We start from the raw sequence: 13,742 nt of genomic DNA on the forward strand, positions 1-13,742 counted from the left end.
GCACCGACGTGCGGGCGCCGCCCTGCACGTCGCGGCCCGGAGCCGCCACGGACCCCGGACCACCGCGCAGGGCGGGTCGCCCGCTCAGGTCGTGCCGCCGGCCGCCGCGCCCTGGGCCTGCGACGGGGCCTGGGAGGCCTGCGGGTCGGTGCCCTGCGGCGGCGTGCCACCCGGGGGCGGGCCGGCGGGCGGACCGAACTCGCTGAGCGCCTTGGCGACCTCGTCGGCGTCGAGGTCGAGCGCCTCGGCCAGGTCGTTGGCCATCGTCTCCGCGCTCGGGGGACCGCTGCTTGAGGACGCGTCGGGCCGCGTCGAGGCCATCGCCGCCTGCAGCTTGGCGGTGCTCACGCCCAGGGCCGAGGCGAGCTCGCCGAGGTCGGGCGGGCCGCCGGTTCCGCCGCCGGACGGCGGGGCACCGGTCGCGCCCGCGGGCGGCTGACCGTTCTGCCCGGACGGGGCGGCGGAGCCCGCCTGACCGGTCACGGCGGGCGCCGCCTGCTGGGCGGCCGCCTGCGTGCCGGAGCTCGCGGTGGCGCCACCGGACCGGTCGTCGCCGGAGGCGCCGCAGCCCGCGGCACCGAACATCGCCGCGGTGCCGAGGAGCACGGCGGCCTTGCGCTTGATGGGAGACATGCGAGCAGCGTCGTGCCCGCCGGTGGGAGGAGCCTGGGCCGATCCTGCGAGCTTCCTGGGACCGTCAGCCGTCCGTCGCGAGCAGCTGCGCGCGCAGCGTCTCGCGCGCCGCGGGCTCCGCGAGATCGCCGCGGGCCGCCTGCGCCAGCAGCGCGACGGTCGCCTCCCCCGGGACCGGCCGGCCGCCATAGCGCCCACCGAGCCCCCAGAGCGCGACGGGAGCCCCGGCGGCGTCCTCGAGCGGCACCGCGATCCACCACCGCAGGTCCAGCCGATCCCCGGGACCGCCGGGGGACCGCGGTCGCGACGGATCGTGCTCGACGAGACGGGCGCCGCCCTCGCGCATCGCGGCCCAGGTCGCGGTCCCCGGCTTGGTCGGGGGCGGCGAGGTCGACAGCCAGGCCCCGAGCTCGGGGGCGTCGCGGACCTCGGCGGCGGCGCGACGCAGCACGCCCTCGCCGATCAGGTCGATGCAGCTGACGTCGGCGACGGTGGCGAGCGCGAGCGCGCACAGCGGCACGAGGTCGGGCGCGGTCGGCGGGGGCGCGGGCCGCGCGAAGGTCATCCGCACGACGGTGCCGCGACCGTCGGGGCCCGGGCCGATGTCCAGCGCCTGGGCGTGCACGCCGACCGACGCGAGACCGTGGCCGAGCCCCGGGGAGTCGTCGCGCACCCCGAGCCCGACGCCGTCGTCGGCGACCGCCACGACGAGCCGCGGACCGTCGGCGCGCAGGGTCAGGCGGACGGTCCCGGGACCGGGCGTGTCCCGGTAGGCGTGCAGGACGACGTTGCTGACGACCTCCGAGACGGCGAGCGCGACCCCGGCGACGACCTCCGGGGCGGCGCCGTGCTCGGTCGCGAACGCGACGGCCCGGCGGCGCAGGGCGCTCACCGAGGCCGGGACCGCCGGCAGCTCCTCGTCGGCTGCGTCGTCCGTCACCCCGGGGACCTTAGTGCGTCATCGCGTCGCGCCCGTCGGGCCCGGCGCGCGACCGCGGCGCGGTCGCGGCACCCAGGCGGGCGTCGCCGCCCGGTAGGCGTCGTAGGCCGGACCGAACCGCTCCCGCAGGCGCGGCTCCTCGTAGCGGCGCACGAGCAGCCCGAGCGTGCCCAGGTACGCGGCGACCGCGACGACCAGCACCGGCCGGGCGAGCACGAGCGCCTGGCCGAGCACGACCACGGCCGTCGCGAGGTGCTGCGGGTTGCGGACCACCGCGTAGGGCCCGCCGGTCACGAGCGTCGCGGTCGGCGCGGCCGGGGTCGGGGTCCCCTGTCCGCGCAGCGCGAAGTCCGCGAAGCAGCGCACGAGCACCACCAGCCCGCCGACGATCAGCAGCGCCCCGGCGACGGTCAGCGCCGGCGAGGTGCCGGACCCGCGGTCCCAGCCGCCGGTGACGAGGAACGGCCCCAGGCCGGCCTCGAGCCCGGGACCGACGAGGAAGAACAGGGCGCTGCCGAGGACGGCGGCCCGCCGCGGCAGCGCCATCGCGTCAGTAGCTCTTCGGCAGCCCGAGCGAGTGCTCGGCGACGTAGTTCAGGATCATCTCGCGGCTGACCGGCGCGATCTTGTTCAGCCGCGCGCCCCACCACATGTCGGACAGGCCGTACTCGAGCGCGATGCCGTTGCCGCCGTGGGTCTGGATCGCTTGGTCGACCGCGTGCACGCAGGCCTCGGCGGCCGCGTACTTCGCGATGTTCGCCGTCTCGCCCGCGCCCTTCCAGCCCGCGTCGTAGAGCGCGCACGCCTTCTGGTTCATGAGCCGGGCGAGCTCGAGCTCGATCTTGCACTGGGCCAGCGGGTGCGAGAGGCCCTGGTGGGTGCCGATCGGCTTGCCCCACACGACTCGCTCGTTGGCGTACTCGGCCGCCTTCGTCAGCGCGCGGTCGGCGGCGCCGAGGCTGCCCGCGGCGGCCATGATCCGCTCCGGGTTCAGCCCGTCGAACAGCGCGCCCAGGCCGCCCTGGTCGCCGCCGATGAGCCGCTCCTCGGGCACCTGGACGTCGTCGAAGTAGAGCGTCCACTGCTTGTCCGGCAGACGCAGCGCGGTCGGGATGTTCTCCTTGGAGAAGCCCGGCGAGTCGAGGTCGATGATGAACAGCAGCGGCAGGCCCAGCGAGCCGTCCTCGAGCTCGCGGCGGGCCACGACGAGCAGCGCGGTGGCGTGCTCCACGGCGGAGATGTAGGTCTTCTGGCCGCGCAGGGTCCAGGTGCCGTCGTCGTTGCGCCTGGCCCGCGTCGTGATGTTGTGGGTGTTCGTGCCCGCGTCGGGCTCGGTCACCGCGAAGGAGATCCGCTCGGTGCCGGTCGCGAGCCCGGGGGAGCCAGCGGTCCTTCTGCTCCTCGTCGCCGTGGAGCATGAGGGATCGATCCGGCGATCGCCGGGGAGACGACCATCAGCAGCTGCGTGCAGCCGTGGCGGCCGAGCTCCTCCTGGACGAGCGCGAGGCCGGTCATGCCGAGCCCGCCGCCGCCGTACTCCTCGGGGATGTTCACGCCCGTGAAGCCCTTCTCGGACAGCGCGTCCCACATCTCGGTGGGCGGGACGCCGCGCTCGTGGCAGTCGAGCATGTACTTCGCCCCGTACTTGGCGGTGACCCCGGCGACCGACTCGCGGAGCATCTCCTGCTCCTGGGTCGGCACGAGGCGGATGACGGGCTCGGCGGCGGTGGGTGTGGACATCGGGACCTCTCCAAGTCTCGGATACGTGACGGCGGCGTCATTCTGTCAGGCATGACCCCCTCGCCGGGCACCTGGCGCCGCGTCGCGCTCGGCATGTTCGCGGTCGGCTGGGGCGCCAACCAGTTCTCGTCGATGCTCGTCGTGTACCGCGACGAGCTCGGCCTGTCGTCGGGCACGCTCGCGGCGCTGTTCGGCGTCTACGCGCTCGGGCTCGTCCCCGGCCTGCTGATCGGCGGGCCGGCCTCCGACCGCTACGGGCGGCGGACGCTCGTCGTGGCGTTCGTCGCGCTGTCGCCGCTGGCGTCGCTGCTGCTGATCGTCGGCCGCGACGGCGCGGAGGGTCTCGCCGCCGCGCGGCTGCTCGCGGGCGTGTGCTCGGGGGTCGTGTTCGCGGCGGGGAGCGCGTGGGTGCAGGAGCTCTCGGCGGGCGCTCCGTCCGGGGCCGGGGCACGACGCGCGGCGGTGGCGCTGACCGCGGGCTTCGGCAGCGGTCCGGTGGTGGCGGCGCTCGTCGCGCAGGTCGCCGCGGCCCCGCGGGTGCTGGCGTTCGTCCCACACGTCGTGCTCGGGGTCGTCGCGCTCGCCGTGCTCGTGCGCGCCGGCGGCGTGCCGGAGACCGCGCCGTCTGCCGGCGGCCGGATCCGGGTCGGGCTGCCCCGCGCGGTCCGCGGCGGCGCGTTCGTCCGGGTGGTCGTGCCGACCGCGCCGTGGGTGTTCGCGGCGGCGGCGATCTCCTTCGCGGTCCTGCCCGAGCGGGTCGGGGACGACGTGCCGGTGGCGTTCGCGGGGCTCGTGACCGGCGTGACGCTCGGCTGCGGCGTGCTGGTGCAGCCGCTGGCCCGGCGGGTGGAGGACCGCCGGCCGCTGCGGGCGGGCACGCTCGGCCTGGTCGCGGCGGCGGCGGGCGCGGCGCTGGGCGCCGGCGTGCTGGCGCTCGGCGCGCCCGTCCTGCTGCTCGTCTGCGCCCCGGTGCTCGGGGCGGCCTACGGGCTGTGCCTCGTGTCCGGGCTGCGGCTGTCCGAGCGCCTCGCCGCGCCGCAGGAGCGCGGGGCGACGCTCGCGGTGTTCTACGCGCTCACCTACATGGGGTTCGGGGCGCCGTACGCGCTGACCGCCGTCGCGGGACTCACCGGCGACGTGGGCGCGCTGCTGGCGGCGGCGGCGCTGGCGGCGGCGACCGCGGGCTGGGTCAGCCGCGCCCGGACGGACCGGGCGCCCACCTGACCGGCCCCGGGCCGTGCTCGGCGAGCCGGTCGCCGGGGTTCGCCAGCGCGCAGCGGGCGAGCGACAGGCAGCCGCAGCCGATGCACTCCCCCAGGCCCGCCTTGAGCGTCTGGAGCTCGACGATGCGCTCGTCGATCCGGGCGTCCCAGGTGGCGGACAGGCGGGTCCAGTCCCGCTTGGTCGGGGCGCGGTCGCCGGGGAGCTTCGCGAGCTCCTCCCCGATCTCGGCGAGCGTCAGCCCGATGCGCTGGGCGAAGACGATGAAGGCGATGCGGCGCAGCACCGTGCGCCGGAAGCGGCGGTGGCCGGAGCCGCTGCGCTCCGAGGCGATGAGGCCCTTCTCCTCGTAGAAGCGCAGGGCGGAGGCGGCGACGCCGCTGCGCGCCGCGACCTCCCCGATGAGCAGCAGATCGGACATGCACCGCACCCTAGGGCTTCAAGTGCGATTGAGCTCAAGGGGCGGCGGGCCGGACGTGCCGGCCCGCCGCCGCCAACCCTCAGTCCGCCGGGGCGAACTGCGCGAGGCCGTCCTTGATGACGACGTCGCCGGCGTCGTTGACGGTCTCGAACACGAGCGTGTCGGGCGCCGAGCGGTGCAGCGTCGTGGTGATCGTCTGCCCGGGCAGGGCGGGCCGGTTGAAGCGGACCGCGAGACGCTTGAGCCGCGTCGGGTCCTCCGGGCTGCCGGTGCGGATCGCGGCCACCGACGTGAAGGCCATCGTGCAGAGCCCGTGGATGATGATGCCGGGGAGGCCGACGGACTTCGCGAAGTCGTCGTCGAGGTGGATGGGCATCGGGTCGCCCGACGCGGGCGAGTAGCGGAACGTCTGGTCTTCGTCGAAGCGCTGCTCCACGACCGCGACCGGCTCGGTGCCGCGCACGTCCTCGGGGAAGCGGTGGTCGTCGGGCCCCACGCCGCCGCCCGCCTCGGCGATGACGCCGCGGAAGAACGAGGTCATCAGCTGCTCGCAGACGAGACCGCCGTCGGCCGCGTCGCGCGTCTCGGACTTCACGACGAGCGTGGTCCCGGACGACTTCGCCTGGATCCCGATGCCGGCGCCGCGGACGCTGAGCGTCATGCCCGGCGTGATCGGCCGGTGGAAGCGGAAGTCCTGCATGCCGTGCACGACGCGCATGAGCACCTCGTTGGGCACGAGCGTGCCGATCAGCGGGAACAGGCCCTCGAACGGCGGGACGACGTTGAAGACCGGCGAGGCGAGGTCTCCGGACGCGTGCTGGGGGATGTCGTCGTTGGTGGCCTGGGCGTAGGCGACGAGCCGGTCGCGCTCGACGACGAACTCGCGCGGCTCGGTCCACTGGTCGAGGGCGTCGACGTTGAAGGCGGTCGTGGTGGGGGTGCTCATGCGCGAACCTTACCGAGCATTCGTTCTGTATGTGGATCTTCCGTAGGATCCAGAGCGCATGCTCGGTTTTTCGACCTCCCGCTGGGTGCGAGCGCCGGACGGCACCCGCCTGCACGCCGCCGTCAGCGCGCCGCCCGGACGCCGGAAGGCGCGCAGCGCGATCGTGCTCGTCCACGGCTTCACGATGGACCACACGTTCTGGGACCGGCAGGTCGAGGTGCTGCGCGAGCACCACCTCGTCATCGCGATGGACCAGCGCGGCCACGGCCGCAGCGACCCCGCCGGGCGCGACGGCTGGCACCACCACGTCCTCGGCCGGGACGTCGAGGCCGTCGTGCGCGCGCTCGTGCCCGACGGCCTGTCGGCCACGGCGGTCGGGCACTCGATGGGGGGCATGGCGCTCATGGGCTGGGCCGCCGTGACCGCCCACGCCCCGCACGAGCGGCAGCTCGACGCGGTCGTGCTGGCCAACACCACCGCGCACGGCGTGCCCAACGGGATCGTCCTGCGGCTCCCGCCGTGGATCTCCGCGCAGTTCGTCTACGGGCTCGCCCCGCTCGTCAGCCTGCCGCTGCCGCTCGACGGTCGCCTCGCGCCCGTGGTCCGGCCGCTCCTGCGCCATCTCGCGTTCGGGGAGCGCGCCTCCCGCCGCGACGTGGCGACCACCGAGCGGCTGTTCTTCCGCACCGACCCGCGCCAGCGCGCGGATGCCGCCCGGTTCCTCTGGCGGCTCGACGCGCGCGACGGGATCGAGGCGCTCGCCGGGGTCGACGTCACCGTGCTGGTCGGCGGTCGCGACCGGCTGACGCCCGCCGCCCGCGGCAACGAGATCGCGCAGGCGCTCGACGCGCCCGTGATCCTGCTGGCGCGTTGCGGCCACCAGGCCCCGATGGAGGACGCGGGCGCGGTGACCGAGGTGATCCTCCACGCGGCCAACCAGGCCCGCCGGCTCGCGCGGCGACGCGCGCGGACGGCCTCCGGCTGACCGGGCCGCCGCTATCGATCCGCCCCGGAGCCCTCCTCGGTGCAGGAGCTCTCCACGGTCGCCCTCGCGGTCGCGCGCTGCAGCAGGCGGTGGAGCGTCGCGCGCTCCTTCGTCGTGAGGTCGGCCAGGACCTCGTCCTCCACTGCGGCGAGCGCGAACTCCGCACGGGCCAGCAGGTGTTGCCCGGCCTCGGTGAGCTCGACGACATGCCGGCGCCGGTCCTCCGCGGAGCGACGACGCAGCACCCAGCCGTGCTCCTCGAGCTCGTTGAGCAGGCCGACGAGGTTGGTGCGGTCGATCTGGATCGCCCCGGCGAGGTCCTGCTGGGCGATGCCGGGCGAGTCGCGCAGCACGGTCAGCGCGATCAGGTGCCGTGACCGCAGTCCCAACGGCTCCAGCGCGGCCTCGCTGCGCAGCCGCATCAGCCGCGCGAGGTGCACGACGAAGACGGCTGATCGGGGCGGAGCCTGGTTGACCACGGGGAGCTCGGTGATGGGCCCACGATACTCCCCGACCGCCATCCAGCGGTGTGCTACAACTCATTTGCGTTATACAACACATCTATCTGACGCAAAGGAGTCCGAACCACGTCATGCCCCACCTCCTGCACATCGACTCGAGCATCCAGGGCGAGCGCTCGGTCAGCCGTCGACTCACCGCGCGCGCCGCCGAGCGCTGGCGCTCGGCCCACCCCGGTGGCACGTCCACCTACCGCGACCTCGGCGCCGCACCCCTGCCGCATCTCGACAGCGACTCAGGGACCGCGCGCATGCTGCCCCCGGAGGCGCACACCCCGGCACAGGCGACGTCCTACGCGCTGAGCCAGGAGCTGGTCGGCGAGATCCTCGCCGCCGACACCATCCTGCTCGGACTGCCGCTCTACAACTTCGGCGCCCCGAGCTCGGTGAAGACCTGGGTCGACCACCTGATCCTGCCGGGAGTGGCGTTCGACCCCGAGACCCAGGAGGGTCTGCTGGGCGACCGCGACCTGCTCGTCCTTGCCTCGCGCGGAGGCGGCTACACGCCCGGCTCGCCCAAGGAGGGGTGGGATCACGCCGAGACGTGGCTGCCCCATGGCCTCAGCATGACCGGGCTGCGGCCGCGCTTCATCACCGCGCAGCTCACGCTCGCCGACGTGAATCCGGCGATGGCCGATCTCAAGCCGCTCGCCGCCGAGAGCCTCGCGGCGGCCGAGCGCGAGATCGACGCCCAGTGGACGGGCGTGACGGCCTAGGAGAACTCCCAGCCGTACTCCCCGGCCAGGCGAAGGAGCTCTGGACCGTCGATCTGGGCGTCCTGCGACTCCTGCCCGATCGCCGCGAAGAACTCCTCGATCCCGGCGGGGGAGAAGATCACGACGCGCTCGAGCGGCTCGTCGCCCGCGGTTCCGCCGGCGTGCAGCAGACCCGGCGGCAGGTGCACGGTGCTCCCGGCGGGGACCTCCATCCGCTCGTCCTCTCCACCGAGCGCGAGCCACATGGTCCCGCCGGTCACGTGGATGGTCTCGGACTCGACGAGGTGTCGGTGCGGGGGCAGCTCCCACCCGGGCGGCGCCTCGTCGACCAGCAGCGTGAAGGCCCCAGCCGTGTCCTCTCCGGTCAGCCGGATCTCGGTCCGGACCCCGCCGGGCAGCCACAGGTCGTGCATGCCGGCGATCCTCGCAGGTGCGGGCGCTACAGCGAGCGCGCGCGCTGGCCCTTCGTGCGCTTGGCGAGCGTGACGGCGGCCGCGGCGTCGACGATCCCCCAGCCGAGCTCGCGGTCGTACCCGCCGCTGCGTCGCGCGGTGCCCTTGACGATCCGGATCACCTGGCGGGCCGTGAGCCGCTTGTTCGCCGCCCGCACGAGCGCGACGACCCCGGCGACCTGCGGCGTCGCCATCGACGTGCCGCTGAGGTACGCGTACGCCTGGCTGCCGCGGTAGTCGGCGCGGCAGCCGCAGGGCGGTACCGACGGGCCGAACACGCTGAACGATCCGGTGTCGAGGATCGTCGCGGTGCGCGGGAACAGGGAGAAGATGCCGCCGGGGCCCGGGGCGGTCCCCGCGGCGTCGTAGCGGAAGCTGCCGTAGGCGGCCACCGAGATCTGGGAGCCGCGCCCGGCGTACGCGGCGCGACGGCCGTCGACCGTGGCGGCGGTGACGACCAGGCCCCGCCCCTGGGCGATCTTCGAACCGGTGCCGGTCGGCTGCAGGTAGTTCGCCGGATCGCCCTGCTCGGTGACGGCCTCGTCGGCCGCGGCCGCGACCATCACGACGTCGCGGTCCAGCGCGTAGTCGATCGCGCGGCGCAGCACGGCGGGGGCGCGCGGGCGGTTGTTCGCACCGAAGCTGAAGTTCAGGACGCGGGCCCCGGCCTTCACGGCGGAGACGATGCTCGCGGCGACGCTCGTGTCCGACAGGTCGGTCTTCACCACCACGAGCCGGCAGTTGTAGCCCGCGCCGGCGATCCCGGTGCCGTTGCCCGCGTCGCCGCAGGCGAGCCCCGCGACGTGGGTGCCGTGCCCCTCCTCGTCGGTGCGCGCACGGTCGGACGTCGCGTGCTCGTCGATCGCCCGCACGACCTTGCGCTGCAGGTCCGGGTGGTCGACGTCGGCGCCCGAGTCGATGACTCCGACGCGGATGCCGCCGCCGCGCGCGACGCCCCAGGCGGTCGGCAGCCGCAGCCCGTAGGCCCACCACTGCACCGGCGTCCCCGGGTCCGTCCCGGGGGCGCCCTCGGCATCGATCAGCGCCGGGTCGTTGGGCAGGACGTCGGCGCGGTACGCGAGCCGCCGCGCGACGGTCTGGACGCTGTCGACCCCGGCGGCCCGCCGCAGGCCGCGGGCGACGCCGGCCGCGTCGACTCCGGTGGCGACCTCGAGCTCGGTCAGGCCGATCTCGGGCACGCGGCGCACGACGCGCACGGCGGACGAGGCGGCGGCCCGCGCGGTGGTCGTCGTGGCGCCGGCGGTGGCGCCGGGCTCGGCCAGCACGCTGAGCCGGGTGCCGGCCTGCGCAGGGGTCGTGGCGGCGAGGCCGAGCAGCAGCGCGGCGGCGACGGTGCGGGCGGCCCGCCGGGCCGTGGCGGGCGGCGGCGGGACGCGACGGCGGACGGTCGACGGCGTGGGACGCACCCCCACAGTCTGCCGTGCCGGGCCGCGCGACGGCGCCGATAGCAGCCCCGGCGACGATCTTCGGACGGAGGGTTCGAGGTCGCACGCTCGGGGAACACTCAGCGGACTCCCGCACTTCACCGCCACCCTGATCCCCATGGCCATCCTCCCCCACGCGCTGACGCCCCGGACCCCGCCGGCCCCCGGCACCACCCCGCTGCGCGTGGTCGCCCATGGCGCTCGCAGCGTCCGCGGGCTGCGCCGGATGCGCAACGAGGACGCGGTCCTCTTGGCCTCCCCGCTGCTGGCGGTCGCCGACGGCGTCGGCGGGCACGTCGGCGGGGACGACGCGTCCGCACTGACGGTCGCCGCGCTGCGCCGCGCCGTGCCGGACGGTGCGGTGCGCGATCCCGAGGACGCGCTGCTCGACGCACTCGACGAGGCGAACGCCGCCGTGCGCGCGGCCGCCCGCTCCCGGCGCGTCGAGGGCATGGCCAGCACGGTCGTCGCCGCGCTGCTCACCGCCGAGGGCGTGACCGTCGCCCACGCCGGGGACAGCCGCGCCTACCTCTGGCACGACGGCCGGCTCGAGCGGCTCACCGACGACCACTCGCTCGTCGCCGTGCTCGAGGCACGCGAGCAGATCACCGAGGACGAGGCCCGCCGTCACCCGCTGCGGTCCTCGATCCTGCGGGCGATCGGGCTCGACGACGAGCTCCGCGCCGACGTCGACACCGTGCCGGTCGCGCCGGGCGACGTCCTCGTCCTCTGCACCGACGGCATCAGCGACCAGCTGACCGACGCCGAGATCGCCGACGTGCTCGCCTCCACGGCCGACCCGGACGAGGCCTGCGACGTGCTCGTCGCGCTCGCGCGCGAGACCGGCGGCGACGACACGACCGTCGTCGTCGCGCAGCTCGGCTGACGCCGGGTCGGCGGCGGGCCCCCGCCGCGGCCCGTCCTGGGATGATCGGCGCATGTCCTCGGTGGCCGGCGACCTCACGGCGCAGCAGCCCGAGCGCCCCCCGCGCCGCGGACGGCTGACCGGCCTGCGCGACGCGCACCCGGGCGCCCTGATCTCGGCCGCCGGGCTCGCCGTCGTCGTGGCCGGGCTCGCGTGCACGCTCGTCTGGGCGCTGCTGGGCGCGGACACGACCTACTGGCCGGTGTGGGTGTGGATCGGCGGCGGGGCGCCGGTCGCGGCCGCCGCCGCCGTGCGGGTGTCGTGGCGGATCCCGGCCGGACCGGCCCGCTGGGCGAGCGCGCACGCCGGGGTCGGCGCGGTCGCGGCCACGCTGCTCGCGTGCATCTGGCTGCTGACCGGCGGCGGCTTCTGGCTGGCCTGGGTCCTCTTCGGGATGGGCCTGGCGCTGTCCGTCCACGCGCTGCTGGCGTTCGCCGACCGGCTGCCGCCGCGACCGCGCGAGAAGGTCCTGTCGGCCCGCGTCGACGAGCTCGTCCGCACCCGCCGCGCCGCGCTCGACGAGCAGGCGATCGCGCTCGCCCGCATCGAGCGCGACCTCCACGACGGGGCGCAGGCCCGCCTGGTCGCGCTGAGCCTCGCGCTCGGCCGGGCCGAGCAGCGCCTCGGCGAGGACCACGACGCCGCCCCCCTGGTCCGCGACGCGCGCCGCGAGGCGACGGCGGCGATCGCCGAGCTGCGCGACCTCGCGCGCGGGATCGCGCCGCCGATGCTGCAGGAGCGCGGGCTCGTCGCCGCCGTCGAGGCGCTCGCGCACCGCTCCTCCGTCGCGGTGGACGTCCGCGGAGCGCTCCCCGACCGGCTGCCCCCATCGACCGAGCGCGCCGCGTACTTCGTCGTCGCCGAGTCGCTCACCAACGTCGCCAAGCACGCGCCCGACGCGCGCGCGACCGTGTCGCTGTTCGCCTCCGACGGGGCGCTGTGGGTCGAGGTCGCCGACGACGGCCCCGGCGGCGCCGACCCGGCCGGCACCGGGCTGCTCGGCCTGCGCTCCCGCGTCGAGGCGCTCGACGGCCGCCTGACCGTCACCGACCTGGACCCGACCGGCACGCGGGTGCGTGCGGAGCTGCCGTGCGCGTCGTGATCGCCGAGGACCACGTGCTGCTGCGGGCGGGGATCGTGGCGCTGCTGGCGGACCACGACATCGAGGTCGTCGCCGAGGTCGAGGACGGCGAGGGCCTGCTCCGCGTGCTCGGCGGGCACAAGCCCGACCTGGCGATCGTCGACGTGCGGCTTCCGCCGACGTTCACCGACGAGGGCATCCGCGCGGCGATCGAGGCCCGCCGGCGCTGGCCGCAGCTCGGCGTGCTCGTGCTCTCGCAGCACGTCGAGGAGGCGTACACGTCGGAGCTGCTGGCCTCCGGCGGCGGCGGGCTGGGCTACCTGCTGAAGGAGCGCGTCGCCGAGGTCGCCGACTTCGTGGATGCGGTGCACCGCGTCGCCGACGGCGGCACCGCCCTGGACCGCGAGGTCGTCGCGCAGCTCGTGCGCCCGGCCGAGCGCGTGCAGGACGGCCGCCTCGCCGACCTCACGCCCCGCGAGCGGGACGTGCTCGGCCTCATGGCGGAGGGCCGCTCCAACGCCGCGATCGCCCGCGAGCTCGTCGTCACCGCGGGCGCGGTCGAGAAGCACGTCACGAGCATCTTCGGAAAGCTCGACCTGCCGGCCAGCTCCGACGACCACCGGCGCGTCCTCGCCGTCCTCGCCTGGCTGCAGGACCAGGGCTGAGCGGGACGGCACCGGGGGTTACCCCCACCCCGGCCGGTGGCACCCCCCATCGCTGCGCCGCGCGGCCGCCGCGACGATCCGCTCGTGTCCCTGATCGAGTCCGCCCCGCCCACGAGCGCGTCGCCGGCCCCGGCACGCGACGACGTCCAGCCCTGCCACAACGAGACGCTGGACCGCTTCCTCACCGGCCTGGTCACCGGCATCCCGATCCTCGCGCTCGGCATCGTCGGCTGGCAGCTGTGGAACTCGCTGCTGCACGTCAGCGACCTGATCGTGCTGGCGATCATGTACGTGATCACCTGCCTGGGGATCACCGTCGGCTTCCACCGCCTGTTCACGCACCGCAGCTTCAAGACGGGACCGCGCACGCGCGGCGTTCTCGCGGTCATGGGGATGATGGCGATCGAGGGCCCGGTGATCTCCTGGGTCGCCGACCACCGCAAGCACCACGCGTTCAGCGACCACGAGGGCGACCCGCACTCCCCGCACCTGCACGGTCACGGCCTCAAGGGCGCGCTGCACGGCCTGTTCCACGCGCACGTCGGCTGGATCTTCATGCACGACCAGCGCGGCTCGCACGACCGCTACGCCCCCGACCTGCAGGACGACCCGGTCGTCTCGTGGGCCAACGGCAAGTTCTTCTACTGGGTGCTGCTGGGCCTGGCGCTCCCGTTCGGCCTCGGCTGGCTGATCGGCGGCTCGCTGGCCACCGCGCTCACCGGCCTGCTGTGGGGCGGCGCCGTGCGGATGCTGCTGCTGCACCACGTCACCTACTCGATCAACTCGATCTGCCACGTGTTCGGGCGCAAGGCCTACGAGTCCGACGACGAGTCCCGCAACGTCGGCTGGCTCGCGCTGTTCTCGATGGGCGAGTCGTGGCACAACAACCACCACGCCTTCCCGACCTCCGCGCACCACGGGCTGCGCTGGTACCAGGTCGATCTCTCGGCGCTCGTGATCCGCGGCATGGAGCGCGTCGGGCTCGCGTGGGACGTCGTGCGCCCCAGCGCCGAGCGGATGGCCGCCAAGCAGCGCTGAGCGCGCGCTCAAGCAG

The 13,742-nt window shown here is 75.3% G+C and carries 15 protein-coding genes and 1 pseudogene; 7 read left to right on the top strand and 9 right to left on the bottom strand.

Going from position 1 to position 13,742, the window contains the following annotated elements; all coding sequences use genetic code 11:
- Positions 1–84: 84 nt before the first annotated feature.
- The 4 genes and pseudogenes from GKE82_RS09965 to GKE82_RS30690 form a co-directional block, all read right to left on the bottom strand.
- Positions 85–633 (bottom strand): hypothetical protein, encoded by a 549-nt coding sequence (locus tag GKE82_RS09965; RefSeq protein WP_154733170.1) that lies wholly within the window; start codon positions 631–633, stop codon positions 85–87.
- A 64-nt stretch (positions 634–697) separates the two neighbouring features.
- Entirely contained in the window at positions 698–1,573 is an 876-nt protein-coding gene (locus GKE82_RS09970) for an ATP-binding protein (protein WP_154733171.1), read from the bottom strand.
- Positions 1,574–1,591: 18 nt separating this feature from the next.
- On the bottom strand, positions 1,592–2,119 hold the full coding sequence (locus GKE82_RS09975; protein WP_230316139.1) for an isoprenylcysteine carboxylmethyltransferase family protein: 528 nt from the start codon (positions 2,117–2,119) through the stop codon (positions 1,592–1,594).
- 4 nt (positions 2,120–2,123) lie between these two features.
- A pseudogene (locus GKE82_RS30690) lies at positions 2,124–3,283 on the bottom strand (acyl-CoA dehydrogenase family protein).
- 81 nt (positions 3,284–3,364) lie between these two features.
- Here GKE82_RS30690 and GKE82_RS09985 point away from each other — a divergent pair.
- Complete coding sequence (locus tag GKE82_RS09985) at positions 3,365–4,537, top strand: MFS transporter (protein WP_154733172.1); 1,173 nt, start codon at positions 3,365–3,367, stop codon at positions 4,535–4,537.
- Here the strand turns inward: GKE82_RS09985 and soxR are convergent.
- Together soxR and GKE82_RS09995 are read right to left on the bottom strand one after the other, a co-directional pair.
- Positions 4,503–4,955 carry a redox-sensitive transcriptional activator SoxR gene (soxR, locus tag GKE82_RS09990; RefSeq protein WP_154733173.1) on the bottom strand — a complete coding sequence of 151 codons (453 nt, stop codon included), beginning with the start codon at positions 4,953–4,955 and terminating at the stop codon, positions 4,503–4,505. The two genes, GKE82_RS09985 and soxR, sit on opposite strands and share 35 nt — an antisense overlap.
- A gap of 79 nt (positions 4,956–5,034) precedes the next feature.
- Positions 5,035–5,901 carry a MaoC/PaaZ C-terminal domain-containing protein gene (locus GKE82_RS09995; RefSeq protein WP_154733174.1) on the bottom strand — a complete coding sequence of 289 codons (867 nt, stop codon included), beginning with the start codon at positions 5,899–5,901 and terminating at the stop codon, positions 5,035–5,037.
- Positions 5,902–5,959: 58 nt separating this feature from the next.
- Between GKE82_RS09995 and GKE82_RS10000 the strand changes: the two genes are divergently transcribed.
- A complete protein-coding gene (locus GKE82_RS10000; RefSeq protein WP_154733175.1) occupies positions 5,960–6,886 on the top strand; it encodes an alpha/beta fold hydrolase in 927 nt (308 codons plus the stop codon).
- An 11-nt stretch (positions 6,887–6,897) separates the two neighbouring features.
- On the opposite strand, the gene GKE82_RS10005 is transcribed toward GKE82_RS10000, so the two are convergent.
- Positions 6,898–7,407, bottom strand: coding sequence for a MarR family winged helix-turn-helix transcriptional regulator (locus GKE82_RS10005; RefSeq protein ID WP_154733176.1), 510 nt, complete (start codon positions 7,405–7,407; stop codon positions 6,898–6,900).
- 71 nt (positions 7,408–7,478) lie between these two features.
- Between GKE82_RS10005 and GKE82_RS10010 the strand changes: the two genes are divergently transcribed.
- Positions 7,479–8,120: an FMN-dependent NADH-azoreductase gene (locus tag GKE82_RS10010; protein WP_154733177.1), complete on the top strand. Its 642-nt coding sequence runs from the start codon at positions 7,479–7,481 to the stop codon at positions 8,118–8,120.
- Here the strand turns inward: GKE82_RS10010 and GKE82_RS10015 are convergent.
- Positions 8,117–8,533 carry a cupin domain-containing protein gene (locus tag GKE82_RS10015; protein ID WP_107566792.1) on the bottom strand — a complete coding sequence of 139 codons (417 nt, stop codon included), beginning with the start codon at positions 8,531–8,533 and terminating at the stop codon, positions 8,117–8,119. The genes GKE82_RS10010 and GKE82_RS10015 overlap by 4 nt on opposite strands.
- A 26-nt stretch (positions 8,534–8,559) precedes the next feature.
- Positions 8,560–9,999, bottom strand: a complete 1,440-nt coding sequence (locus GKE82_RS10020) for a S8 family serine peptidase (protein ID WP_146175208.1) — start codon at positions 9,997–9,999, stop codon at positions 8,560–8,562.
- Positions 10,000–10,135: 136 nt separating this feature from the next.
- Here GKE82_RS10020 and GKE82_RS10025 point away from each other — a divergent pair, with 136 nt between their 5' ends.
- From GKE82_RS10025 to GKE82_RS10040, 4 genes are all read left to right on the top strand, one after another.
- Positions 10,136–10,903 (top strand): PP2C family serine/threonine-protein phosphatase, encoded by a 768-nt coding sequence (locus GKE82_RS10025; RefSeq protein WP_154733178.1) that lies wholly within the window; start codon positions 10,136–10,138, stop codon positions 10,901–10,903.
- 52 nt (positions 10,904–10,955) lie between these two features.
- A complete protein-coding gene (locus GKE82_RS10030) occupies positions 10,956–12,044 on the top strand; it encodes a sensor histidine kinase (RefSeq protein WP_107566795.1) in 1,089 nt (362 codons plus the stop codon).
- Positions 12,032–12,688: a response regulator transcription factor gene (locus GKE82_RS10035; RefSeq protein ID WP_107566796.1), complete on the top strand. Its 657-nt coding sequence runs from the start codon at positions 12,032–12,034 to the stop codon at positions 12,686–12,688. The genes GKE82_RS10030 and GKE82_RS10035 overlap by 13 nt, the downstream gene beginning before the upstream one ends.
- A gap of 84 nt (positions 12,689–12,772) precedes the next feature.
- Positions 12,773–13,726, top strand: coding sequence for an acyl-CoA desaturase (locus GKE82_RS10040; RefSeq protein ID WP_233243680.1), 954 nt, complete (start codon positions 12,773–12,775; stop codon positions 13,724–13,726).
- Positions 13,727–13,742: the final 16 nt, after the last annotated feature.

This window comes from Conexibacter sp. W3-3-2 (assembly GCF_009707605.1).
Classification (GTDB): Bacteria; Actinomycetota; Thermoleophilia; order Solirubrobacterales; family Solirubrobacteraceae; genus Paraconexibacter; species Paraconexibacter algicola.

Bases quoted from the DNA above. Each gene is read 5' to 3' on its own strand.
- GKE82_RS09965 (WP_154733170.1), bottom strand. From the start codon at position 633: ATGTCTCCCATCAAGCGCAAGGCCGCCGTGCTCCTCGGCACCGCGGCG.
- GKE82_RS09975 (WP_230316139.1), bottom strand. From the start codon at position 2,119: ATGGCGCTGCCGCGGCGGGCCGCCGTCCTCGGCAGCGCCCTGTTCTTC.
- GKE82_RS09985 (WP_154733172.1), top strand. From the start codon at position 3,365: ATGACCCCCTCGCCGGGCACCTGGCGCCGCGTCGCGCTCGGCATGTTC.
- soxR (WP_154733173.1), bottom strand. From the start codon at position 4,955: ATGTCCGATCTGCTGCTCATCGGGGAGGTCGCGGCGCGCAGCGGCGTC.
- GKE82_RS09995 (WP_154733174.1), bottom strand. From the start codon at position 5,901: ATGAGCACCCCCACCACGACCGCCTTCAACGTCGACGCCCTCGACCAG.
- GKE82_RS10000 (WP_154733175.1), top strand. From the start codon at position 5,960: ATGCTCGGTTTTTCGACCTCCCGCTGGGTGCGAGCGCCGGACGGCACC.
- GKE82_RS10005 (WP_154733176.1), bottom strand. From the start codon at position 7,407: ATGGCGGTCGGGGAGTATCGTGGGCCCATCACCGAGCTCCCCGTGGTC.
- GKE82_RS10010 (WP_154733177.1), top strand. From the start codon at position 7,479: ATGCCCCACCTCCTGCACATCGACTCGAGCATCCAGGGCGAGCGCTCG.
- GKE82_RS10015 (WP_107566792.1), bottom strand. From the start codon at position 8,533: ATGCACGACCTGTGGCTGCCCGGCGGGGTCCGGACCGAGATCCGGCTG.
- GKE82_RS10025 (WP_154733178.1), top strand. From the start codon at position 10,136: ATGGCCATCCTCCCCCACGCGCTGACGCCCCGGACCCCGCCGGCCCCC.
- GKE82_RS10030 (WP_107566795.1), top strand. From the start codon at position 10,956: ATGTCCTCGGTGGCCGGCGACCTCACGGCGCAGCAGCCCGAGCGCCCC.